The 24422-nt window shown below is 64.3% G+C and carries 15 protein-coding genes and 1 pseudogene; 9 read left to right on the forward strand and 7 right to left on the reverse strand.

All coding sequences use genetic code 11. The features are described from left to right. The first annotated feature begins 58 nt into the window (after positions 1 to 58). Positions 59 to 919, forward strand: coding sequence for a CHAD domain-containing protein (locus VFW45_05905; protein ID HEU5180304.1), 861 nt, complete (start codon positions 59 to 61; stop codon positions 917 to 919). Next, positions 916 to 2517: a Ppx/GppA phosphatase family protein gene (locus VFW45_05910; GenBank protein HEU5180305.1), complete on the forward strand. Its 1602-nt coding sequence runs from the start codon at positions 916 to 918 to the stop codon at positions 2515 to 2517. Before VFW45_05905 ends, VFW45_05910 begins: the two co-directional genes overlap by 4 nt. On the opposite strand, the gene VFW45_05915 is transcribed toward VFW45_05910, so the two are convergent. From VFW45_05915 to VFW45_05925, 3 genes are all read right to left on the reverse strand, one after another. Beyond that, positions 2476 to 2769 (reverse strand): hypothetical protein, encoded by a 294-nt coding sequence (locus tag VFW45_05915; protein ID HEU5180306.1) that lies wholly within the window; start codon positions 2767 to 2769, stop codon positions 2476 to 2478. The two genes, VFW45_05910 and VFW45_05915, sit on opposite strands and share 42 nt — an antisense overlap. A gap of 756 nt (positions 2770 to 3525) precedes the next feature. After that, a complete protein-coding gene (locus VFW45_05920; protein ID HEU5180307.1) occupies positions 3526 to 3936 on the reverse strand; it encodes a hypothetical protein in 411 nt (136 codons plus the stop codon). 126 nt (positions 3937 to 4062) lie between these two features. Then, entirely contained in the window at positions 4063 to 4989 is a 927-nt protein-coding gene (locus VFW45_05925) for a helix-turn-helix transcriptional regulator (protein HEU5180308.1), read from the reverse strand. Between the two features lie 201 nt (positions 4990 to 5190). Between VFW45_05925 and VFW45_05930 the strand changes: the two genes are divergently transcribed. From VFW45_05930 to VFW45_05940, 3 genes and pseudogenes are all read left to right on the forward strand, one after another. After that, the gene (locus VFW45_05930; protein HEU5180309.1) at positions 5191 to 5511 is read left to right on the forward strand and encodes a hypothetical protein; all 321 of its coding nucleotides are present in this window, start codon (positions 5191 to 5193) and stop codon (positions 5509 to 5511) included. A 197-nt stretch (positions 5512 to 5708) separates the two neighbouring features. After that, positions 5709 to 5975, forward strand: a pseudogene (locus VFW45_05935) (co-chaperone GroES). A gap of 187 nt (positions 5976 to 6162) precedes the next feature. After that, entirely contained in the window at positions 6163 to 7062 is a 900-nt protein-coding gene (locus VFW45_05940) for a fatty acid desaturase (GenBank protein HEU5180310.1), read from the forward strand. Positions 7063 to 7351: 289 nt separating this feature from the next. On the opposite strand, the gene VFW45_05945 is transcribed toward VFW45_05940, so the two are convergent. After that, positions 7352 to 7555 carry a cold-shock protein gene (locus VFW45_05945; protein ID HEU5180311.1) on the reverse strand — a complete coding sequence of 68 codons (204 nt, stop codon included), beginning with the start codon at positions 7553 to 7555 and terminating at the stop codon, positions 7352 to 7354. A 360-nt stretch (positions 7556 to 7915) separates the two neighbouring features. Between VFW45_05945 and VFW45_05950 the strand changes: the two genes are divergently transcribed. Together VFW45_05950 and VFW45_05955 are read left to right on the forward strand one after the other, a co-directional pair. Then, entirely contained in the window at positions 7916 to 9901 is a 1986-nt protein-coding gene (locus VFW45_05950; GenBank protein ID HEU5180312.1) for a serine hydrolase domain-containing protein, read from the forward strand. Positions 9902 to 10549: 648 nt separating this feature from the next. Beyond that, positions 10550 to 19087: a glucoamylase family protein gene (locus tag VFW45_05955; protein HEU5180313.1), complete on the forward strand. Its 8538-nt coding sequence runs from the start codon at positions 10550 to 10552 to the stop codon at positions 19085 to 19087. A gap of 5 nt (positions 19088 to 19092) precedes the next feature. Here the strand turns inward: VFW45_05955 and VFW45_05960 are convergent, their stop codons facing one another. Then, positions 19093 to 19344, reverse strand: a complete 252-nt coding sequence (locus VFW45_05960; protein ID HEU5180314.1) for a CPXCG motif-containing cysteine-rich protein — start codon at positions 19342 to 19344, stop codon at positions 19093 to 19095. Between the two features lie 378 nt (positions 19345 to 19722). On the opposite strand from VFW45_05960, the gene VFW45_05965 reads away from it, so the two are divergent. Then, a complete protein-coding gene (locus VFW45_05965; GenBank protein HEU5180315.1) occupies positions 19723 to 20418 on the forward strand; it encodes a class I SAM-dependent methyltransferase in 696 nt (231 codons plus the stop codon). 323 nt (positions 20419 to 20741) lie between these two features. On the opposite strand, the gene VFW45_05970 is transcribed toward VFW45_05965, so the two are convergent. Together VFW45_05970 and VFW45_05975 are read right to left on the reverse strand one after the other, a co-directional pair. Continuing rightward, on the reverse strand, positions 20742 to 20957 hold the full coding sequence (locus VFW45_05970; GenBank protein ID HEU5180316.1) for a hypothetical protein: 216 nt from the start codon (positions 20955 to 20957) through the stop codon (positions 20742 to 20744). Positions 20958 to 21381: 424 nt separating this feature from the next. After that, positions 21382 to 21768, reverse strand: a complete 387-nt coding sequence (locus tag VFW45_05975; GenBank protein HEU5180317.1) for a hypothetical protein — start codon at positions 21766 to 21768, stop codon at positions 21382 to 21384. Positions 21769 to 22512: 744 nt separating this feature from the next. On the opposite strand from VFW45_05975, the gene VFW45_05980 reads away from it, so the two are divergent. After that, positions 22513 to 24422: hypothetical protein (locus VFW45_05980; protein ID HEU5180318.1), on the forward strand; the 1910-nt coding region annotated here is incomplete at its 3' end.

A 24422-nucleotide genomic window follows, 5' to 3' on the forward strand; every position in this document is an offset into this window, starting at 1 on the left:
AGAATTGACTCGCTCCTTTCGACCCCTTATTCTCGCTCCCTCCCGGACTGGAGCGCCTATGAATCCCAAAAAGCTCGGACCGCAAGGCCGGAACATCCCCTGGCTGCATCTGCTGGACGAACGCAGCCGCGAGCTCCTCCAGCTGCGCGCGCGCATCCTGCGCCGCGGTGACGAGGAGGCCTATCACGACATTCGCGTCGCGACCCGGCGGCTGCAGGAGCTGGTCGCCTTTCTCAATCCTTTTCTTCCCCAGCGCCGGGCGCGTCGCCTCTGGCGGCGGGCCCGCAAAATCCGGCGTGCCGTCTCCGACACGCGCAACGCCGACGTCATGCGGCTCGTGGCGGCGAAACTGTGTCCCGACCTGGATCAGGATCATTCCCGCTCGCTGAAGAAGCTCTGCTCCCGGTGCCTGCCCGTCCCGCGCCGGCGCCGGCCTCGCAGCCTGCCGGAGGCCCGCAAGCGCATCGCTGCCCTGCGTGCGCGCTTCCACGATCCGGCGCCCGGCGCGGTCAGGACGAGGGCCGAGCAGCTCCTCGAGGAGCGGCTGGCGCGGCTCGCCAAGGCGCGCCGCAATGCCCGCAGCGGCTCCCCGAGAGCCATGCACCGGCTGCGCATCGCCGTGAAGCACTACCGCTACCTGCTGGAGCTGCTCTCCCCGCTGGGGCTCGTGGGCGCCGAGCCGGTGCTGGAAAAGGCGCAAAGCGCGCAGCACACGCTGGGGAAGCTGCACGATCTCGACATGCTGGTGGAATTCCTGGAGGACAACGGCTCGTCCAAGGACATGCGCCGGGCGCTGGCGCGCGAGCGGCAGCGGCGCCTGCAGGAGTCACGCCGGGAGATCGCCACCCTTCCGGTGATCGACATCCGCTGGAAGCCGGGAAGCTCTCCGGCGCGCCGCCCGCGGCGGGCGAAGCGATGAAACCGCGCCTGTTGGCGATCGTCGACATCGGCTCCAACACGATCCGGTCGATGATCGTCGAGGTCCAGGACGACGGGACCTACCGGACCCTCGACGAGGAGCGCGCGGTGCCGCGCCTCGCCGCGGGGCTCATCCGGCGCCATCGGCTTTCGGCCGCGGCGACGGCCTCGGCGGTGGAGGCGCTCGGAAGGATGGCCGACATCATCCGCTCGCGCGGCGTGCGCAAGGTCACGGCGGTGGCGACCAGCGCCATCCGGGAGGCCTCCAACCGCCGCGCCCTCCTCGACCGGATTCGCGCGAAGACGGGATTGAAAGTGCGGGTCATCTCAGGACCCGAGGAGGCGCGCCTGGCCTTCGAGAGCGCCACCTCGAGCTTCGAGCTGGCCGGCAGGTCGTGCGCCGTGGCCGACATCGGCGGCGGCAGCTCCGAGGTGATCCTCGCCACCGGCAGCGCCATCCGTGAGGTCCATTCCCTGCGTCTCGGCGCCGTGGCCCTCACCGAGGAGTTCCTCGTGTCTGATCCGGTGAAGACGGACGAGTTCAAGGCGATGCGGCGACGCGTGCGGCACGTCCTGGGGGAGGCGGGGATCGACGCCGACCCGCCGGTGCAGTTCCTCATCGCCTCGGGCGGGACGGCCACCACTATCGCCCAGATGGCCATGGCGCGCGAGGGGCTGCAGGGCCGGTCGGTGCAGGGGTACGAGATGACGCAGGCCGAGATCCTTCATTTGCGCCAGGCGCTGCTGCGGCGCCCCCTCTCGGAGCGCCGCCAGATGCCGGGGCTCTCCGCCGATCGCGCCGACATCATCCTGGCCGGGATCACCATCCTCTACGAGCTGATGGACCAGCTCAAGGTGAACTCTTTGCGCGTCAGTGCGCGCGGCATCCGGCACGCCCTGCTGAACCGTATGATCGGGCGCACGCTGTCGAAGGCCTCCCCCGCGCCGCGTCCCCGCATGGCGGCCGCCGAGTCGTTCGGCCGATCCCTGGGCTTCGAGAGCAAGCATGGAGTGCAGGCGCAACGGCTGGCGCTGATGCTGTTCGATCAGGTGGCGCAGCCTCTCGGCATCGACCCTTACTCGCGCGACCTGCTCTCGGCCGCGGCGCTGCTGCACGACGTCGGCTACGTGGTGGCCTACCGCCAGCACCACAAGCACAGCTACCACCTGATTTCGCATGCCCATCTGGACGGGTTCACGCCGCGCGAGCGCGAGATCATCGCGCAGGTGGCGCGTTTTCACCGGCGCGCCGCGCCGCGCAAGAAGCACAAGGAATGGTCCGCCCTCCCCAAGGACGATCGGGAGCTGGTGCGCCGCCTGGCCTCCTTGCTGCGCATCGCCGACGCCCTCGACCGCCGGCATTCGCAGGGAATCCAGGATCTGCGCTGCCATCTCGACCGGCGCCGGCTGCTCCTCATCCTGAGGGCGCCACGCGACGTCTCGGTGGAGATCCACGGCGCTCAGGAAAAGGCGGAGCTGTTCGAAGAGACTTTCGACAGGAAAGTGGTGTTCCGCACGGCGAGCGCCGCCTCGGAAGGGGCGCGCCCGCGCAGCGCCTCAGGCGGCGGAAAGCTGGCGGCCGCCGCGACGGGAAGCTGAAGGGCGCGGAGCCTGGCGCGCCTCGCGGAGAGGGCGCTCCAGGAGGATGCAGAAGCCGCGCGCCCCGACGCGGATTCCGGCCGACGCATTCAGCCGGCTGATCTGCCACCCCTCGCGTCCCCACGCCGCCAGGATGGCAAGGACCTGGCGGGAGCGGCTCTCCCAGGTCGGGCAGGATTCCCACGCGAACGACGCGGTCCCGATGCGGTACTCCAGAGTCGCCATGCTGCGCCCCTCCCGCTTTGCAGCCATCCTCGCGATCCTCTGATCAGGTGCGGCACCGGACCGCCGCGCCGGGCTCCCGGTGACGGCGGTCGGGAGGCTGCGGCGGTCCGGGCCGTCGATCCGCCCGAGACCCCAGTGAAGGGTCCGAGGCTCGTCTTAAAGGATGGTGTCCGGCGGGCTCGATCCGGTGGACGAGCAGCGACAATTCGGTGTCGAGTTGCGATGGAGAGAGTTCACAAAGCGTTGGGAAGAGGGAACCCTAGCCGAGCAGCTTCTTCCCCGGCTTTTCACCTGTTCGGGACCCCGTGCCTCCACAAAGAGGGCACTTGCCCGTGGCTCCGCACTCCTGGCAGGGTTGGGAGCGGTGTCGGGTGGTGCGAAAGGTGCCGGTGCCGCCGCATCGATGGCAGAGGCCGGAGCCGGTACAGAACGAGCAAACGTGTACTGCGGTGACCAAGATCCGTTCCTCTCCTCAGACTCCGAGTTACCAGCAGACTTTATGCAGTGTATGCCTCAAGGGGGATTCAATCAATGTGCCGGCCGCAGAGGCTTTCATGGCATCGGGGGCCCGCTACGATGTCACCGCGCATCCGAGTGAGGCAGAGGACGAATTTCGTCGTCCTTGGCCTCGGCCTCTTGAAGCCGCACCTCAGCAGATCCGCATGGGTTGTCAATCTCGAGAACCGCATGGAGACAGTGCTCTCCTTCATTCTTTCCAGAGGGAAGTGGTCGAGGGGAAGCGACGCGCCGAGCCGCGCTGGATGGCTGGCGGGATGGTCCCGCTCAGGCCACGCTGCAGGCGAGGATCTTCAGATTGGCGGGAAGCCGCACTTCACTGGCGATCTTATTCACGATGCTCAGGACGTTGCGGCGGATGTCTTCCACCCGGTCGGTCGTCAGGCTTTCGTGAATGAGCTTGCCGACGTAGATGTCTTCACCCACCCGGCAGATGCGCAAGAAGGTCGAATCCTCGTTGCTGAAGTACTTCTGGTCGGAAGCGTTCAGTGATTCGAGGTGCTGCCGGAGGTTGTTGTCCGCTTTGAAACCGATGAAAATCGGCTGATGGATCAGAAGTTCCAGCAAATCACCCTCCTCCACAATCAGGCCACTTCCTTCGCTCCCCTGATCCCGGGTCAACTCAATGCAGGTCAATGCAGGATCTCTGCGGTAATCAAGTGAGCTGTATTCTAGCACGGAGTGTCTCCGGCCGGAGTTCCTTCTCCCCCAGGAAGGCGGATTTCAGCCCGGTCTTCGAGCTCATCGTGCCACGGCCAGCGACCATCTCAATCGGCCGCGGCCTCAACGGTTCGTCGCACCTCATCATTTCACACCGCGTGCGCGACCTGGCTTCCTTCGGCCAGGCCGAGCTTGTCCCGGGCCGGCGTCGCCGAAATGGAGAGGATCCCGCAGACTCTGAAGCTCCCGGTAATAGTAAAGCGGGGTTGGCTTCCTTCCCGCAAATCGAAGCCGCCTGAGAAACTCGATTTCTTCGGCGCTCGCATCGGCGCGAAGGCGTGGGTCCCTGAGAAAGGCTTGCAGCCCAGGCTCTTCAACGGTCGGCGCGGCCGGCTGGCGTTCTACAAACTCGAACTTTTTCGGCGCGCCCCGAACCAGACGGCGGCTCAGTACGATCTCCATCCCGAGCGTCGCGAGGTCGATATCCCACGATTCAATGAGGGGCTCCAGGAATGCGGCGCAGTTTTGCGCGGAGATGTTGAAGAGGTCCTTCTCCAAGAACTCGAGAACGATGACGCGCATCTGCCGGTAGCTGCTGCCGCTCAATCGGGCCATCACACGGAGCCACTGTTCATCATCCAGCTCCTCTCTTGCCACTCCTTGGGCTACGTCCAGCAGCTTTTGGGTAACCAGGCGCTCCAGCGCGCCCAAGGGCTCTTTTTCGAAGATCGGCAGGACGGCTCTTCTCGTGCGGGGCTCACATTTGCGGAGAACCAGCTCGCGCACCTCTTGGTTCAAGGGCCTCGCAGGCTCGCTCAATGCTCTCTTCAGTGCTTCGGTGCGTTGAAGGGCCGCCAGCTTCGCCAGCTTTCCCCCCGGCAGCCTCAGGAATCTTTCCATCTTGCCGTAGATGTCCGTTCGCTCCGGGAGCGGCGGAGATTTCTTCCCTGTCAGCAGCTGGGAAACGTAGGACTCCGTGACCTGGGCGGCCGCGGCCAGATCCCTCTGCTCGACTCCCAGCTCCTTGAGACGGTGGCGAATCAGTACCGGAAAATCCACGAACAACTCCAAGCCACGATCGGGTTAACTAGAAACATTTAAGTAAGAGCGTGCAATGAAAGATTATTGCACATTGTTCTTGACATGTGTAGTTAATTAACCAATAATGAGCAGCGAGATTGAGGACCACTCCCCACTCTTCAGATCATCTGAACTAAGACAGGTCATCTGGTCCCCCCCCCAAGCTTAGCCAGACCAACCAAGGAGGTCGGCATGTTTGCTCGCAGCGTTTCTTTCCATCTCAAGCCCGGCGGCACGACGGAATTCATCAAGACCCTGGAGAAGGAGATTCTTCCCGAGCTCCGAAAGCAGAAGGGGTTCCAGGATGAAATCGTGTTCGTCGCTCCGAACGGAACCGATGCGGTCGGTATCAGCCTCTGGGATGTGAAAGAGAATGCGGAGGCGTATGCCCGCGGAAAGTATGCCTCCGTGCTGAAGTCGATGGAGCCCACCGTGGTAGGAGCGCCTGTGGTTCAGTCCTATGAGGTGTGCAATTCGACCTTTCACAAAATCCCCGCTCGTGCCGCCATCTAGAGCCGGCAGGATTTCCGGTGGGGGCGATCCCAGGGAATCGGCCCATAACCCGAGCCATGAGGACCCCGGCTGCCGAGAGCAGGCGGGGTTCTCTTCTTCATTGGAAGGCGAAAGTCCCAGGCTCAGGGGGGAGTGGGCAATGCTGGAAGTCTTCGTCAGCAACGTGAGGACATGCCATGTAGACGAAACCGCCTTCCAACCGGATCTTCATCCGGCACCTCGGGTCGAAGCGGAATCAGATACCGGAAGGCATCGTCATCCCCGAGATGGCGACGGAGAAGCCCATGCAGGCGAAGCTCGTCGCGGTCGACGGGGGAAGCGGCAGGACCGGCCAATCGGTCCCACCTCGAGCGAAGAAGGGGCACAGGGTCCTGATTGGCCAATACGCGGGACAGGAAATGGAGATTGAAGCGATCGACTACTTGATTCTCAAGAAGGATGAGATTCTGGGGATCATCGGCTGAGGTGGGTTCTTGGCCAAAGCGATGATACAGTCGATCACGACCCGGGAGAAGGGATTCGGTTTTGACCACCATCGCTCAGGAGACCGCATGGAACCGGACGTTGGCGCCCTACGCGCGACCGGTCCTTCGACGCAGCCTCTTCCAGTTGCTCAATAGCGCCATTCCTTTCTTTCTCCTGTGGCTTCTCATGTTGAGAAGTCTCGAACACGCCTATTGGATCACCCTGCTTCTCGCCGTCCCGGCTGCTGGCTTCCTGATTCGACTCTTCATCATTCAGCATGACTGCGGGCACGGATCTTTTTTCCGGTCCAGAGCCGCCAATGACACGCTCGGCTTCATCCTGGGAGTCCTGTCCCTTACCCCGTATGGGTACTGGCGCAGGACACACGCCATCCACCACGCGACATCCGGAAACCTGGACCAGCGTGATATCGGAGACGTTACAACCCTGACGGTCTCCGAGTATCTCAGGCTACCTCTGTGGAAGCGGATGCGCTACAGACTATACCGGCATCCCGTCATCCTGCTCGGCATCGGCCCGATCTACCTCTTCGTCATCAGGCACCGGTTTCCGCCCAACCTCACACGAACCGGCCGGCGAGGGTGGGCCAGCGTCATGCTGACGAATCTCGTAATCCTGGCGGTGATCGTCGTGATGTGGCGAGCCGTAGGACTCCAGGCGTTTCTCCAGGTGCAGCTCCCGATTACCATGATTGCCGCCGCCGCCGGTGTCTGGCTTTTCTACATACAGCACCAGTTCGAGGATACGTATTGGGAGAAAAGCGATGCCTGGGGTTTCTACGCCGCCGGGCTTCGGGGGAGCTCCTTTTATGACTTGCCCCGAATCCTTCACTGGTTCACGGGCAACATCGGGGTGCATCACGTTCATCACGTGTGCAGTCGCATCCCCAACTACCGGCTTCTCGAGTGCTTGCGGGAGAATCCCGAGCTTCGGAAGGTGACGCACCTCACGCTTTGGCAGAGCCTGAATTCCATCCGGCTGAAGCTGTGGGATGAAGACATCGGGAAACTGGTCAGCTTCCGACATCTGCACAAGCTGAGGAATCGATCCGTTCCTCTCGCGTAGGCTGGAAGGATCTCTGAGTCCCTCCTCTCATTGTCCCGCCGAAGTCCAGCGATCAACATGGGGCCATTAACTCTTTTCCTGCAGCCTCGAGGCGGGTCCTCAGTTTTTCAGGAATTCGTGCTATTCGCAGGAACCCCATTGCTCCGGCTCGGGCGAGTGAAACTTGCCCAATCGGAAAGCTCGATGGAGCTCATTCTTCGGGAAGGGAGCAGCCGCTTTGGAAGGAGTATGAGAGCGAATCGGTGCGACCCCGGAGGTGTTTTCCGGGGTCGCCACGGTTATTCCGATCCTAGGACCGACGGACGTTTTCCGCGGCCGGTCCTTTCTGACCCTGAACGATGTTGAATTCCACGCTCTGGCCCTCGGCCAGGCTCTTGAATCCCTGCATCTCGATTCCGGAATGGTGGACGAAGACATCCTTCGACCCGTCCTCCGGAGTGATGAAGCCGTAACCCTTCGCATCGTTGAACCACTTCACTGTACCTTTTGCCATACTGCTTACTACTCCTCTGCCACAAGGGCAAATGTTTGAGGGCAAAGGTGCCCTCCGATTCATCCCTCACATTGAAAGTCGGGTGCCGTCAGCGAACCGGATTGCAGTGCGGTGTTGTCAACGGGTGAGATTTACCAATGCGGGACATGAGCGATGAGAGTAGTCGAACGGTGAGTTGTTGTCAAGGGAAAAGTGATCGGGTCCCTCCGCCTCGACGCGGCGCACCTTCTGGTTTGCGGCTGCCGGTTCGAGCACGACTCCGAATCTCGCCCGAATGCAGCACTCAGTTTCGCCGGGGAGCAGGGGGAACTCCCCGGTGATTGCTTCCGTATTGGTAGCCAGACCTTCCAGGGAGCGCGTATGCACCTGCCTCGGGTCTTGCTGGCTTGTTGTGGACTATGGGTCGGCGTCGCCGCCTCAGCTCGGGCACAAGCCGGGTTTCGGTATGCCGGGGCGAAGAGTGAACCTGGCGAGGCTTCAACCCGGACGCTGGAAGAAGCTCACGCGCCTGCGACCCATGAAAAGCTCCGGGTAGCGGTCGATGCCGTGCTGGCGAAAGCGGTTGCCGATGGAGACGTGCCGGGCGCCCTCATCATCGTCGTCAAGGACGGCCAGGTGGTCCTGCTACGCGGCTATGGCTTCGCCAACCTGGAAGCGAAGATTCCGGTGAATCCCCAGAGCACGCTCTTCTATCTGGCCTCTTTGACGAAGCCCTTTACGGCCACTGCCGTAATGCAGCTTGTCGAGCGCGGGAAGCTGGACCTGCGCGTTGATGTGAACCGCTACCTGACAGCGTTCCAGGTCGATCCCGACTTTCAAGAGCCCGTCACCTTGGAGCAGCTGCTCACCCATACCGCCGGCTTCGACGACAAGAACATCGGCTACACAGCGCGCACAGCGGCCGAGGTTCGGCCGCTCGGCGACTACCTGGCGCATGAGTTGCCACCACGGGTCCGCCCGCCGGGGCAGGTCACCGCCTATTCGAACTATGGCTACGGGCTGGCCGGCTACCTCGTGGAAGTCGCTTCCGGAAAACCGTATGCCGACTTCCTGCAGGAGAATGTCTTTCGCCCTCTCGGGATGTCCCGCACGACAGCGCGGATCCCCCTGCCTCCCGAACTTGCCTCAGACCTGGCGACCGGATACGAATACGACGTTCAGACCCAACGCTTTGTGCCCACTCCTCTGGATTCTCGTAACGTGCCGCCTGCGGGATCTGTCAGCGCGACGGCCCCGGACATGGCGCGATTCCTCATGGCACATCTTCAGGAAGGACGGTTCGGGGAAACACGGATCCTACTGGAAGACACGGCGCGGCGGATGCACGCGCGACAGTTCACGCATCATCCCCGGCTCCCCGGGTTGACGTTCGGCTTCCTGGAGCAGAACTACCGCGGCGTGCGCTTGCTGCAGCATCCGGGTAGCGCCCCTGGATATTCCGCCCTCGCGATTCTCGTTCCGGAGCATGGTCTGGGCCTTTTCGTCGCCACCAATACCAACGCCCTCGGAGTGAATCGTGGCGTGGCCCGGGAGGTGCTCGACTTCTTCCTACCGGACCCGGGGCCGACCACGCTCCCGACTCCGCCCGCCCGCTCTTCGACACGCACGGGACTTGACGGATGCTACCAATCGACGCGCTACGGTCATCGCTCCATTGAAAAGTTCGCCATCTGGGACAGCCAGGTCTGCGTGACGACCACTCCTGCCGGGACTTTGCGATTGGAAGATCGCCGTGGCAGCGGCAGCGAATGGGTGGAGGTCGAGCCGTTTGTTTTCCGCAGCACAAGCCGGGACGAGCTCCTAGCTTTCCGTGAAGAAGCGGGGCGAATCACCTACATGTTCGGCGATCAGATCGGCTTCCCCACGGCTTTCGAGAAGCTCCCCTGGTGGGATTCGATTCGGTTCCAGCTGCCGTACGTACTGACGCTCCTGGCCGTGATGGCCAGCACATTCACCGCTTGGCCCATCATGGCGTGGGCGAGCCGGCTTGCTCATCGGCGACGGCTCGTTGCGCATCGATCGGGCGCCCAGAAAGTCGCGCTTGCAGTCGCGGTGCTGACGGGAATGTTGACGGTGGTGCTGATGGCCGGACTGGATGCCTGGATCGGCAACAGTGCGTACCGAATGACGCTCGTCCGTGGAATGACCCGCGAAATGGTGGCGCTCCTTTGGCTGGCCCTCGGCTTCACGGCGTTGGCACTCTTGATGGCGATGTTCACAGCAGGTGCCTGGCGCCACGGATGGTGGACCCTGTGGGGCCGGGTTTACTATTCGATCATCAGCATGACCGCGTTGCTCTTCGTGCTTTTCCTCGCGCAATGGAACCTCCTAGGCTTCCGTTACTGACGCTCTCTCTTCCAGGTCTCCCCACTCACGATCGCCCTCCTGGATGTCTCGAATGAAGAAGGACATGAGGCTGAGAGCCTCAGGGCACCTCGCAGAGGTATCCGGCACTTCCCGGTCGCTCGGAACGCTGATTGTCCAAGAGATGTGTGCCTGACCGCGGGTCCTTAGTTAATCAGAGATCCGCCGGTTCGAGGGAGGGAAGGTAGCCGACTTCTGTTTTAGCGGGAGGAGAGCTACAATCCTGCTTTCTTGGAGCCCGATGAAGGTCTTCCTCGTCCACATCCGAGACCTGCAGTCTGCGCGATCCCTCGCAAACAACGAAGAAAGGACGGCCCGCTTCAAGTCACGGGATTCCCACCCATTGGGATCATGTCCCTCTCCTCGGTGCTCGACCGTTTGTGCGTTTTTCGCGGTATTCCCCTGGGGCACGAGTACGCGGTTTACTAGAAGGTAGATGACGTCGCGTAGCGGTCCCGGTGATCGGACGGCAGAGGTGGCAGGACCCAGCCCCGCCTCGACTCTCGTCGGACGCCGGAAGGCCGACCGACGGCCGAGCCACCGCCGGCAGACGATCCCGTCGCCTGGTTCCGAATCTGCCCGAATCAACGGAACGGAAGCGCCCCCTTCACCTGTCACGGGAGGCTCGGAGTGAAGGCCGCTACCCTCGTCTTCGACGATAACTCCCCGGTGGAAGAAGCGATCCGGGCCGAGATCTTCGGCATCGAGCGCCTGGAGCAACATGCCGAGAGCCTGGCCGCGGCCCACGCCGTCGCTGGGAAGCCCGCCCGAGGGCGGAATCTCCTTGCCAGGGTCCGCGAAAACGCCAGCGTCCTCCTGGCCGGATACCGGAACATCGCCGATACCGTGCTGGCGAACCAGGAGATCACACCGGCCGCGGAGTGGATCCTCGACAACTTCCACGTCGTGGATGAGCAATTACGAGGGATCCGGGACCACCTGCCGGGAAGCTACTACCGCAAACTGCCGAGAATCGCCGCGGGCCACCTGGCGGGATACCCGCGCGTCTACGGGCTGGCCTGGGCCTACGTCGCGCATACCGACAGCCGCTTCGAGATGGAGACGCTCCAGCGCTTCGTGCGGGCCTACGAACGCGTCCAGCCGCTCACCATCGGAGAGATCTGGGCGGTTGCCATCCATCTCCGCGTGGCCCTGGTGGAAAACCTCCGGCGTCTGTCGCAGCTGATCATCCGCTCCCGCCAGGGACGGGCCCGGGCGGACGAGCTGGCCGACAGCCTGCTGGGCTTCGGCGATCAAACGCCGGACCCCCCGGACGAGATCCTGAGCAGTCTGGGCGAGACCCCTGTGGACCGCGCCTTTGCCGTGCAGTTCGTTCAGCGGCTGCGTGGCCAGGACCCTTCCACCATGCCCGCTTTGGTCTGGCTGGAAGCGAGGCTGAGCGCGCAAGGGACCTCGCCCGACGAGGCGGTTGCACAGGAACATCAGGCGCAGGCCGCGGCGAACGTCACGGTCCGTAACATCATCACCAGCATGCGCTGGATTTCATCCATCCACTGGCCCGAGTTCTTCGAGAGCGTCAGCCTGGTGGACGAAATCCTCCGCACCGCCCCCGGGTTCGCCGCCATGGATTTTGCGACCCGAGACGCCTACCGGGCTCGGATCGAGCTGCTCTCGCGGGGCTCGAAGCGATCCGAGATCCAGGTGGCGCGTGAAGCCGTGCTCCTGGCTCGTGGCGCCGGCGGTGAGAATGGCCAAGCCGTGTTGCTCCCCGACGTCCCCGGGCGCGCCGAGAAGGACCCTGGGTATTACCTCCTTGCCGGAGGCCGGAGAGCGTTCGAGAAGCTTCTGGGGTTTCGCGTTCCGCTGCGCATCCGGCTGCGTCGCGTCTATCGCGCCCATACGCGGGTCGGCTACCTGGGAGGCATCGCGGTTCTCACGGCGCTGCTGCTTTCCGCTCTTCTGCACCTGACCTGGAGTGCCGGGGCTGCCCCATGGATCCTTGCTTTGCTGGGGATCCTCGGGCTGGTTCCCGCTTCGGACATCGCGGTTTCCCTCGTTCATCGACTGGTGCCAATTCTTCTGCCGCCCCGACTTCTTCCCAAGCTCGACCTCACCCAGGGCGTGCCTCCGGCTCTTCGAACTCTCATCGTCGTGCCCACGATGCTCACGCGCCTCGAGGATGTCGATGGACAGATCGAGCAGATGGAGGTGCACTATCTGGCCAACCCCGAGAAAGAGTTTTACTTCGCCCTGCTTACGGACTGGGCGGACGCGACCGCCGAGAAGATGCCCGGCGACGAGGATCTCCTCGCCGCAGCGAGGGCGGGAATCGCGCGTCTCAACTCGCGCTATGGAAATTCCCCGGAGGGCGGCGAGCGATTTCTCCTGTTGCACCGCCGGCGTCTCTGGAACGCCGAGCAAGGCAAGTGGATCGGGTGGGAGAGAAAGCGCGGGAAGCTCCATGAGATGAACCGGCTGCTGCGCGGCGCGGCGGACACCACGTTCATGGCAGTCAACGGCAAGCCACCCACGGTGCCGGAGGGCGTTCGCTACGTCATCACCCTGGATGCCGACACGCGACTGCCCATGGGGATCGCCCGCCGCCTGGTCGGAGCGATGGCACACCCGTTGAACCGGCCGCGCTTCGACCCCCGGGCGGGGCGGGTCGTCGAGGGCTACGCGATCCTGCAGCCCAGGCTCACGCCGTCCCTCCCGACGGGATTGGGGAGCACGATCTACCAGCGGATCATCTCCGGTCCCGGAGGGGTGGATCCTTACGCGGCCGCGATCTCCGATGTGTATCAGGATCTGTTCGGCGAAGGGTCGTACACCGGGAAAGGCATCTATGACGTCGACGCCTTCGAAGCGTCCCTGGAGGGGAAGGTCCCGGAGAATGCCCTGCTCAGCCACGACCTGTTCGAGAGCGCGTTCGCGCGCGCCGGACTGACGACCGACCTGGAGCTCTTCGAGGAGTTCCCCACCAACTACGACGTGGCGGCGCACCGCAACCACCGATGGGTGCGGGGTGACTGGCAGCTCCTGCCCTGGATCCTGGGCACAGCGCGGGATGCTTCGGGCGGCACCGTCAGGATTCCGCACCATGCACGCTGGAAGATGGTGGACAACCTGCGGCGCAGCCTTGCCGCGCCTTCGGCCTTCCTGGTGGCCGTGGCCTCGTGGACCCTCCCGGCGGTTTCTCCGCTCCTTTGGACCGGCCTGTTCGTGGGCTCCATCGTCGTGCCGGCGGCAATCCCGATTCTGGACGGCTTCATTCCCCAACGCCGGGGATTCTCCAAGCGAAGCCACCTGCGAGCCGTGGGCGACGACATCCAGGTGGCCGCCTCGCAGACGCTCCTGACCCTCACCATGCTGGCCCATCAGGCGTGGCTCATGGCGGACGCCATCAGCCGAACTCTGGTCCGGCTTTACATCACGAAGCGAAACCTTCTGGAGTGGGTGACGGCCGCGCAAGCGAGCCAGGCAGCCGACCTGAGACTTCGCGTCTTCGCCTGGCGGCTCCGCTGGGGCATGCTGCTCGCAGCCGGAGCGGGATTGTCCTTCGTGGTGCTCAAGCCTTCGGCCTGGCCCGTGGCCCTGCCATTCGTTCTCCTCTGGCTGACGTCGCCCGCGTTCGCCTGGCGCATCAGCGTCCCTCCGAAGATCACGACGTCGCAGGTCCTCTCCCCCGCGGAAACACGCGCCTTTCGGCTTATCGCCCGCCGGACCTGGCGCTTCTTCGAGACGTTCGTGGACGAGCGGAACCATGCCCTTCCGCCGGACAACCTCCAGGAGGGTCCCGACGTCGTGGCCCACCGCACCTCACCGACAAACCTGGGGCTCTATCTCCTCAGCACGACGGTCGCCCGTGATTTCGGCTGGATTGGAACTCTGGAAACGGTGGAACGGCTCGAGGAGACGCTGCGGACCATGGGCGGATTGCACCGCATCCGGGGTCACTTCCTCAACTGGTACGATACCCTCGACCTGCGGCCGCTGGAGCCGCAATACGTGTCCACGGTCGACAGCGGCAACCTGGCAGGCTATCTGATCGCCTTGTCCCAGGCCTGCCGCGAGCGCATGCACTTCCCCCACGCAGGTCAGGAAGTCCTTGACGGGATCCGGGACGCTCTGCATCTGCTGCTCGATTCGATGGAAACGGTCGAGCTTTCGGGCCGGGCGCAGACGGTCACGGCAGCGCAGCTGCACGAGGCCCTGGAGGCGACGGCGGTCGCGCTGGTGGATTTTCCGGCCGCGATGCCCGAGCGGCTCCAACGCTTCCACCAGCTCGAATCTCGAGCAGACAATCTGCTGGACATCGCGCGTACGCTCGCCGGCGAGCACCACGATGACTCTCGTTCCGAAATCCTGATCTGGGCCGGCGCCGTCCATGCCTCGGTCAGGAGCCATGTCCGTGATCTGCAGCTCCAGGAGGGTATCCTTGCGGCCCGGCTCTCCGTCATCGCCGCGCTCGCCGAAGAGATGGTCCATGCCATGGACTTCCAGTTCCTGTTCGATCCGACCAGCAAGCTCTTCTCCCTCGGCTATCGCGTTGCCGACAGCACGCTCGATCCCGGCAGGTACGACCTGCTGGCCTCCGAGTCCCGGCTGGCAAGCTTCCTGGCCATCGCCAAGGGCGACGTGCCGCCCCAGCATTGGTTCCATCTCGGCCGCTCTCTCACGCCCATCGGGCAAGGTGCCGCTCTGGTCTCCTGGTCCGGGTCCATGTTCGAGTACCTCATGCCGATGCTGGTGATGTCGCAGCCACCCCACAGCCTGCTCGACCTCACGTGCCGCCTCGTGGTCGGACGCCAGATCCGCTATGGAGCGGAGCGCGGAGTCCCATGGGGAGTCTCGGAATCGGCCTACAACCTGCGGGACGCGGAGCTCACCTATCAATACTCCGCATTCGGGGTCCCGGGCCTGGGGCTGAAGCGTGGGCTGTTCGAAGACGTGGTGGTGGCCCCCTACGCCACCGCGCTCGCCGCCTTGATCGATTCCGGCGCCGCCTTGGAGAATTTCATCCGGCTCGAGCAGGCAGGAGCGCGAGGTGCCTACGGCTTCTACGAAGCGCTCGATTACACCCCCTCGAGGCTGCCCAAGAAGACTTCCGTCGCGGTGGTACGCGCCTACATGGCGCATCACCAGGGGATGACGCTCATCTCTCTGGGGAACGTGGTGAATGACGGAGTGACGCGGAAGCGCTTTCATGGCCATCCCATGGTCCAGGCGGCAGAGCTCCTGCTCCAGGAGCGCACACCGCGCGCCGTGGCCATCACCCGGCCGCGGGCCGAGGAGGTCCGGGTCGCCACCCTCGTGCGGGAGCTGCTTCCCCCCACCTTGCGGCGCCTCGACTCGCCGCACGACATCACTCCCCGCACGCATCTTCTTTCCAACGGGCGATACACCGTCATGATCACGGCGGCGGGGGCCGGGTTCAGCCGGTGGCGCGATCTCGCCGTGACCCGCTGGCGCGAGGACACGACACGTGACTGCTGGGGGACCTTTGTCTTTTTCCGGGACGTGCAGACCGGTGGCATCTGGTCCGCCGGCTTCCAGCCCAGCGGGACCGCCGCCGGCCACTACGAGGTCGTCTACTCGGAGGACCGTGCCAGCATCACGCAGAGGGATCGCTCCCTCGCGATTACCCTCGAAATCCTGGTCTCAGCCGAGGACGACGCCGAGCTGCGCCGATTGACCGTGACCAATCTGGAAAACCGCGACCGCGAGATTGATTTCACGTCCTATGCCGAGATCGTGCTGGCTCCGCAGTCCCAGGACGAAGCCCACCCCGCCTTTTCCAACTTCTTCGTGCAATCGGAGTTCGTTGCCCATCTCGGCGCCTTGCTGGTGGCGCGGCGTCCGCGCTCGGCCGAGGAGCGCCCGGTATGGCTCGCCCACCTGGCGGCTCTGGAAGGCGAGAGCGTCCACGCCCCACAGTACGAAAGTGACCGGGCACGCTTTCTGGGACGCGGACGCGGAATCCGGGCGCCGATCTCCGTGGTCGACGGGGGCCCCCTGACCAACACGGCGGGGACGGTGCTGGATCCGATCGTGAGCCTTCGGCACCGCCTGGCGCTGCCGGCTCAGGCGTCGATCCGCATCGGGTACACCACGCTTCTGGCCGATTCACGGGAGGAGGCGCTGCAGATCGCCGAGAAGTATCGTCAGCCGGCAACGTTCGAGCGCGAAAGCACTTTGGCATGGACACGGGCCCAGGTCCAGCTGCATCACTTGCGGATCACGCAGGATGAGGCGCATCTCTTCCAGCGCCTGGCCAATCGACTGCTCTACGCCGATCCCACGCTGCGCGCGGCGCCCCAGGTCCTGGCGGCGAACCGCCGCGGGGCGGCGGGCCTCTGGGCCTACGGCATTTCCGGAGACCTGCCGATCGCGCTCGTGCGGATCGAGCGGGACGAAGAGCGGGACGTCGTGAGGCAGCTCCTGCAGGCCCATGAGTACTGGGGGTTGAAGGGGGCTCCCGCCGATCTGGTGATCCTCAACGCGCGAGGCTCCTCCTACGCCCAGGACCTCCAGCAGTCGATCGAAACCATGGTGCGGGTGAGCCGATCCACGGCGGGCCGCGAAGCGCACGCGGAGCGAGGATCCGTCTTCGTGCTCCGCGAGGATCTCCTGCCCGCACAGGATCTGATCCTGCTGCGCGCCGCGGCGCGCCTGCTCATCGTGGCCAGCCGGGGCTCGCTCTCCGAGCAGGTGATTCGTCTGGAGCGGCCGCGACCGGCCTTGTTCCGGCCGCGACCGCCGCGCGAGACGGCTGCGGCACAATCCCCTCCCACCCTGGAGCTGGAGTTCTTCAACGGACTGGGGGGATTCACGCCCGATGGCCGCGAATATGTCATCGCCCTGGGCAAAGGGCAATGGACACCGGCCCCCTGGATCAACGTGGTGGCCAACCCGAGTTTCGGCTTCCAGGTCTCGGAGTCAGGCTCGGGGTACGTCTGGTCGGGGAACAGCCGGGAGAACAAGCTGACGCCATGGTCCAACGATCCGGTCAGCGACGCTCCGGGCGAGACCCTGTACGTGCGCGACGAAGACAGCGGATTGCTGTGGGGGCCCACCTGCCTTCCGATCCGCGAGGAGGCCTGGCCCTATGTCATCCGACACGGGCAGGGGTACAGCCGCTTCGAGCACAGCTCGCACGGCATCAGGCTGGATCTCCTGATGCTCGTGCCGCCCCGCGACCCGGTCAAGATCTCCCGCCTCACTCTGGAGAATCTCTCCGGCCGCAAGCGGCGGCTCTCGGTCACCGCCTATGCGGAGTGGGTCCTGGGGGTGGCGCGCGGCGGCTCCGTCCCCGGCGTGGTCACCGACCTCGACCCCGAGACCGGAGCCCTGTTCGCCACCAACCCCTGGAACGCCGATTTCGCGGAGCGGGTCGCGTTTGCCGACCTCGGAGGCCTCCAGAGATCCTGGACGGGCGATCGCCTCGAGTTCCTGGGCCGCAACGCGAGTCTCGATCATCCCGAATCCCTGGAGCGCGGCCTGCCCTTCACGGGAAAGACCGGAGCGGGTCTGGATCCGTGCGCGGCGCTGCAGACCCTCGTCGAGCTCGAGCCCGGCGAACGTGCTCAGGTGCTGTTCCTCCTGGGACAGGGTCAGAGCCGCGAGGAGTGCCGAGCCCTGATCGTACGCTATCGCGCCATGAGCTGCGATCGGGTTCTGCGCGACATCGAGGAGCACTGGAACTCTCTGCTCGACGCGGTACAGGTGAAGACTCCGAATCGCTCCATGGATCTCATGCTCAATCGCTGGCTCCTCTATCAGACTCTCTCGTGCCGCATCTGGTCCCGATCGGCGCTCTACCAATCGGGCGGGGCGTACGGCTTCCGCGATCAGCTCCAGGACGTCATGGCCCTGGCGGCGGTCCGGCCCGATATCCTGCGCGAGCACATCTTGCGGGCGGCCGCCCGGCAGTTCAGGGAGGGAGACGTCCAGCACTGGTGGCACCCCCCCACGGGCCGTGGGGTGAGGACGCGAATCTCCGACGACCGGCTCTGGCTTTCGTATGCCGTGGCCCACTATCTCGAGACGAACGAGGACTCGGCAGTGCTCGGCGAAGCGATTCCGTGGCTCGAAGGAGCGCAGCTCGAGGACAGGCAGCAGGAGGCCTATTTCGCGCCCACGGAATCGGAGGAACGGGCGACGCTGTTCGAGCATTGCGCGCGGGCCCTGGATCGGAGTCTCGAGGTGGGAAGCCACGGCCTCCCCCTCATCGGCGCCGGGGACTGGAACGACGGCATGAACCGTGTCGGCTACGAGGGCCGGGGAGAGAGCGTTTGGCTGGGCTGGTTTCTCCTGGCCAACTTGCGGGAGTTCATCCCGCTCGCCGAGCGGCGGGGCGAGGTGGAGCGTGCGGCGCGATGGCGGATGAAAGCCGACTCGATCCAGGCTTCGCTCGAGCGGGAGGCATGGGACGGGGAGTGGTACAAACGCGCCTTCTTCGATGATGGAACACCGCTGGGCACGGCGGCGGGCGAAGAATGCCGGATCGACTCGATCTCCCAGTCCTGGGCGGTTCTCTCCGGCGCCGGCAACCTGGATCGGGCGCGCCAGGCCATGACATCCGTGGCGCGTCAGCTCGTCCGGCCCGCCGACCGGCTTCTGCTGCTGCTCACCCCGCCGTTCAACCGGACGCCCCTCGACCCGGGGTACATCAAAGGATATCCCCCGGGAATCCGGGAAAACGGCGGGCAATACACCCATGCCGCGATCTGGTCGGTGATCGCTTTTGCCGAGATGGGTGACGGCGACAAGGCCGGCGAGCTGTTCGACCTGTTGAATCCCATCCGCCATACGAGCAGTCGTGCCGAGGTTCGAAAATACAAGGTGGAGCCGTACGCCGTGGCCGCTGACGTCTACTCCGAACCTCCTCACGTGGGACGCGGGGGATGGACCTGGTACACGGGGGCTGCGGGATGGCTGCACCGGGCGGGCCTCGAGTGGATTCTCGGCTTACGGAAGCGAGGCTCCGCTCTGCGAATCGATCCCTGCATTCCCCGGGCGTGGAAAGGGTTCGAGATCACCTATCGTCACGGACGCACGATTTACCGGATCACGGTCGAGAACCCGAGGGGAGCCTGCCGGGGAGTATCCCGAATCAGCCTTGACGGCACCCAGCTCCCCGGAGAATCGCCTGTCCCGTTATCCGACGACGGTGGCGAGCATCAGGTCCGGGTGGTGCTGGGATAGCCGCCCTACTGCGCCTCTTCGACCGAAACCTCCGCGGCTCCAGTCTCGTCATACCTGACCCGTACACGCCAGGGCCGGCAGCAGACCTGGCAATCTTCCACGTACTCCTGTGTCGTACCGCCGCCAGGATCCAGGGCGATCACAACCCTTTCGCCGCAGCAGGGACAAGAGACTTCAGCCTCGGTATCGAGAACCGGATCGGATGAGAGGACACCACGATCGATGTCCCGGATGTCGTCGTCTTCGTCTCTTTCCAATTTGGGTGGATCTCCTCAGGCTGGTATCTTTCCGATGTGCGCGCCAGCAGCTGCACCAAGTGCGACTACAAACCCTACCATCGCTTGTCAATCCAGGCGAAGACACGAGCGCGATTGGGTGCCGTGGCGGTCTAGCGCTGGATCTGCCGGGGTGCGCCGGGCTCACCACCCGATTCCAGCCTGCCGGGCTGGCAGCCGCACGTGCTCTGCTAGAGTTCAAGCAGCGTCGCTTTTAGGTATCCGGCGATGGAATCGTCGAAATCCTTCCTACCGGGAGTCTGCGGGCGGCGGGTGCGCTCCGGATTCGTGGCTCCCGGGATCTGCTGCGGGCCCTGATAGAATTCCCTGCAAGGCTCACGAGTCATGTAGGGAGAAGGCTTGATCGGCATTTCGAAGACGCAGCGTGATCCCATCGAGCAGGCGCTCAAGGCTGCAACAGCCCGCTATGCCGGAACTCCCCGCGAATTCCGCTGGTACGCGCGACTGAAGTACCGGATGGATCCATGCTACCGCGCGATTGCCCGGCGTGTTCTCAGGGACTCATTCACCGTGGATCTGGGAACCGGCCTCGGGATGCTGCCGGTGCTGCTCGCGGAGCTCGGCGAGGGCCGCCGCGTGCTCGGAGTCGACTGGGATCCGGGGAAGATGCGGTGCGGGCTTCAGGCGGCCCGTGGTCTCCCGGCCGTGGAACTGGTCGAAGGCGACCTGCATGTTACTCCGCTGCCCGTCTGCGACGTCATCACTTTGGTCGACGTGCTCCACTACTACGAAACCGACAGACAGGAGGCCCTTCTCAAACGGTGCCGGGCGGCGCTCAGGCCGGGGGGTCGGCTGCTGATCCGGGAGGCTGACGTCTCCCGACAGGGCGGCGCGCGCTGGACACGACTGGTCGAGACGTGGGCCACCCGACTGGGGTGGAACCGTGGACCCGGGGTGCATTTCCGGCCCATTTCGGAGCTGCGCTCCTCCCTCGTCAAGCTCGGCTTTCGCGTCGACGAGGAGGAGGTGGCGGGTCGGTACCATCCCGGCAACGTGCTGCTCGAGGCCGTGGTCGAGCCTCCGCAGAATCCGTAGCGGCCTGCCATCCACGATATATACTCATCCCGGAGACGAGCAGTCGTTCGAAGGCGTTCGAAGCCTGCCCTGCTGAACATACGGTGAGACAAACTCGTGATTCCCAGGGATCCCACTCTGAGTCCACGGCGCGAATCTCGCAGCCCCAGTGCCATGAATACTGTGAGACGGGTCCGGGACGAAGCCGTGGCTTCGGGATTCACCCACATAGCGCTCGCCGTCTGCACGATGGTGTGTGTGGGGTTGTGGATGATCTTTTTTCACCTGCTCGACATGATTTTCCCCACGAGATCTTCCACCGGCAGGATCATCATCGCAATTCTTCAGATGATCGCGATCGTGACTTCCTTCGCCGGGGGGTGGTTGGGCACGCGGTGGCTCTGGCGCCAGCACTTGCGACCTTCCAGCTCTGAGCCCTCATCGGCAAGCGCCGCGTCCAGCGCCTTTAGAGTCGCAAGGTGGGTTCCGTTGAAAAAGAGGTTCGACTTTGTCGGCGCGCCCTTTTGCCACCTTGCGCAGGCCCGGGAGCGGGCCGCCAACGAACGTCTCCAAGACCCCGACGCACGGTTTGCGGTATTCGACCAGAATACGAGAATGGTCGAGAATGAGGCCGGAAGGTTGGTCCGCTAGGCTGCGTGGATTCAACCGAGGCCGCAAGACCATGCGGCTCTTGAAGGACCCGGTTCGACTGCGAAACCAGCCGAAATGGCCCACATGACTTCGATGGTCTGTACTTCACCGCTTTTCGGGAGTCCTCGGCAATTTCCTGTCATCGCCACTGCCGATCCAAGCACGTGACCCGAGCCGAAAACGCCCGCCAAATCTCGATGGACCACTTTCAGGGTGCGAGTGTGCGGAGGACCTGCGGGGCGATCTCGCCCAGGCGCTGGCGGCGGTTGAGGCGTAATCCCGGTCGACGGACAACCGTTGAACGTCGAGGACGCCTCGATGTCGATCAGCGGCTCACGCGCACCCGCCACACCTAGAGGTTGAAGGTCTTGGAGCCGCCGTTGACCTCCCGGCTGAAAAGATCCCAGGCCCAACCATGTTGATAGCTTCCCATTCCTCCACGGTCGGGAGCCGCCAATCGCCCGCCTTCGAGCCATCGGCGAGGCCGCACTGCCCGTTGGCCAGGGCGGCCGCCTTGATGTTGGCGTCGGCCCAGTTCGTCAGGCCGAAGCAGTTGCCGTTCTTCAGCCAGATGTGCCCCGTCTGCATGTCCTTCACCGTGCCGTTGCTGGTCCCGAGTCCGGTGGTCCCGCAGTCGACGAAGCGATTGGTGCCCGAGTTGTCGAAGCAGGTGTCGGAAGTCGGGTGCAGCCGGTCGTAGATCTGCTGCAGCGTCACCATGCTGGGCGCCGGAGGTCCCGGGGGATCGAGGCTGCCGGCACTTCAAAAGCTCTCTGACCGTGTCAGGTCGATGCTTTGTTTTTCTAACCCGGTCGGTGACATCCCTGCAAGAGAAAACTGACAAGAGTTGAGAGGTCCTTGAGGTCGCAGCGCCAGCAGCGTCCGACGCGCCGCGGGCTTCTCCTCTCCACCCGGGCGCGGGCGGACGACTCCCCTGCCGCATGACAGGAAATCGCGCCTATGGCGGAATCACAAAATTCCTTAAAAGAATGTTCTTGACATGAGGCAGGAATAGTCGTACTTGCAACGCCCAATATCCGTCGTTTCGACGTAGCTGCCGGATGGGGGGCCGGAGCCGGGAACGCAGCGGACTTCTAACTTCTTACTTCAATTGGTCGCTCTCGAGGCTTCCGAGGAATGGGGGTCCTGCGGATAGCTTTGCGCTGTTCTTGCACCTTCGCAGCGGGCCGAGCCACTGCCAGTTTCCGGAAAGTACTCCTCCCAGACAAATTGATGTCCCTCTTTAGCTTCAATCGTTAGCGGCCGATGTACGGTCTGGGGTTCCGCTCGTTCTCATGAGCGTTCGGGCACAAAGAACGCCGGCCATCCTGGCCTGGCGGGGTTGCCCAGGGAGAACTGATGTCGAGGTCCGGAGTGGCTCACTGTAGCAGCGGAGTCAGAGGGTTTCTGCGGTCCGGAAGGCCGGCGGCCATTGCCGCCCTGGGAATTTTGCTGGTTGTACTCGTGGCCTACGGAACGTTTGGGCCGGGGGTGGCGGCAGGAGGGGCCTTCCTCTCCATCGACGACGACGGGCAAGTCGCGGCAGTACCGTTCACGATTCATGGTGGCGGCTTCGGGGCCGGGGAAAGCGTCAGGCTGACGGTAACCCACGCCGACGGCACCGCCGAAGCTGGAATGGGCCATGGGACCTGGACGGTGACCGCCCCAAACGGCACTTTCTCCGCAACCTGGTCGATCAAACCCTCCGATATCGAGAGCGACCGGTTCCTCGTCCGGGCGGAAGGATCGCAGTCTGGATCGACGGCCATCGCAGCTTTCGGCCGGATGGCCTTCGTCATGACAGACTTGTTCGACTATGAGCCGGGAGCTTCCGCCGGCATCCGAGGCGCCGGCTTCCGCGCGGGTGAAGAGGTGACTCTACAAGTCATCCACACGAGGGGAGGCACCGACGGCGGGGCGGGCCACCAGCCCTGGACCGTAGTGGCCGATGCCCAGGGAAACATCACCTCCAGCTGGTACGTCGACCCCGATGATTCGCTGGGCGCCGAGTTCCTGCTCCACGCGGTGGGCACCGATTCCCACCTCGCCGCGACGTGGGCCTTCATGGATGCCGTATGCCTCAATCCGCCGCCGGCCGATCCGGTCGCTCCCCTGCCCATGTCTGGAGTCGGCTGCCCCGCCAACCTCAACTCCTGCACGTCGAATGATGTCGTCACCACGGTGGTCGCCGCCACCCCCGTTGATGGGGACGTCTGCGGCAGCGCAACCGACACGGTCACCCTGGACTTCACCGTCCGCTTCGAAACCACGGCAAACCAGCGCTACGACCTCGGCTTCTTCATCGCGAACGACGGCCTGAGCCTGCCCGATCACACTGCCCTCGCCTGCGCCGGGTCCGCCCCGCAGGTCGGCGCAGGGGACGGCAACGCGGATCCTCTCGACTGCGACTCCGATAAGTTTCTCAACCTCGACCCGATAGGTCACAAGATAGGCAATCCGGATACCTGCGGCGACCTGCAGAATAACGCCGGCCCCGTCTTCATCACCTTTCGAGCGACCGTTGGCTGCAATCGCTTCGACGCCGACCACAATCTCCTCATCTCCTCGTGCAGTGTCTGGGAACAGAACGCCAACCATGATACGGCCTGCACCACGCTGGCCCAGGCAGGATCCGGCTCGAAATGCGACTGTACCGACCTGAGCTTCGCCGGCCTGCTCGATCCCTGCGTTACCGGCTTCTGTGACGACGACAACGCCTGCACGGCTGACGACTGTGACTCATCCGGCGGTGAGGCGACGTGCCACAACGTGCCCGTGGAAGAGGGTTCCGCGTGCGACGATGGGACCCTTTGTACCGATTCCGACCAGTGCCGCCTTGGAGTGTGCACCGGAACGCCCGTGGGGTGCGACGATGGCAATGGCTGCACCCATGATTTCTGCGATCCTGCCACCGGCTGCTCCCATACCAACAACGCCGACTCCTGCGACGACAACGTCTTCTGCAATGGTGCGGGCTCCTGTTCCGACGGCTCCTGCTCCTCCCCCGGCGACCCGTGCCCGGCCCAGGGCAAGGTCTGTGACGAAGTCAACGACCGCTGCTCGGAGTGCATCGCCGACGAGAACTGCTCCGGCCCCGGCGCGCCGGTCTGCCATCCCGAAACCGGCGTCTGCGTCGGCTGCAACGTTACCTCCGACTGTCAGGATCCCTCGCATCCCTTCTGCGATGCCGGAACCAACACCTGCGTCGAGTGCCTCACCAATGCCGAGTGCGTCAACGGTAACTTCTGCGATGGCTCGGAAGTCTGCACGTCCGGCGTCTGCTCCTCCCCCGGCGACCCCTGCCCGGCCCAGGGCAAGGTCTGCGACGAGACCCACGACCGCTGCTCGGAGTGCATCGCCGACGAGAACTGCTC

This window comes from Candidatus Polarisedimenticolia bacterium (genome assembly GCA_035764505.1).
Lineage (GTDB): Bacteria > Acidobacteriota > Polarisedimenticolia > Gp22-AA2 > AA152 > AA152.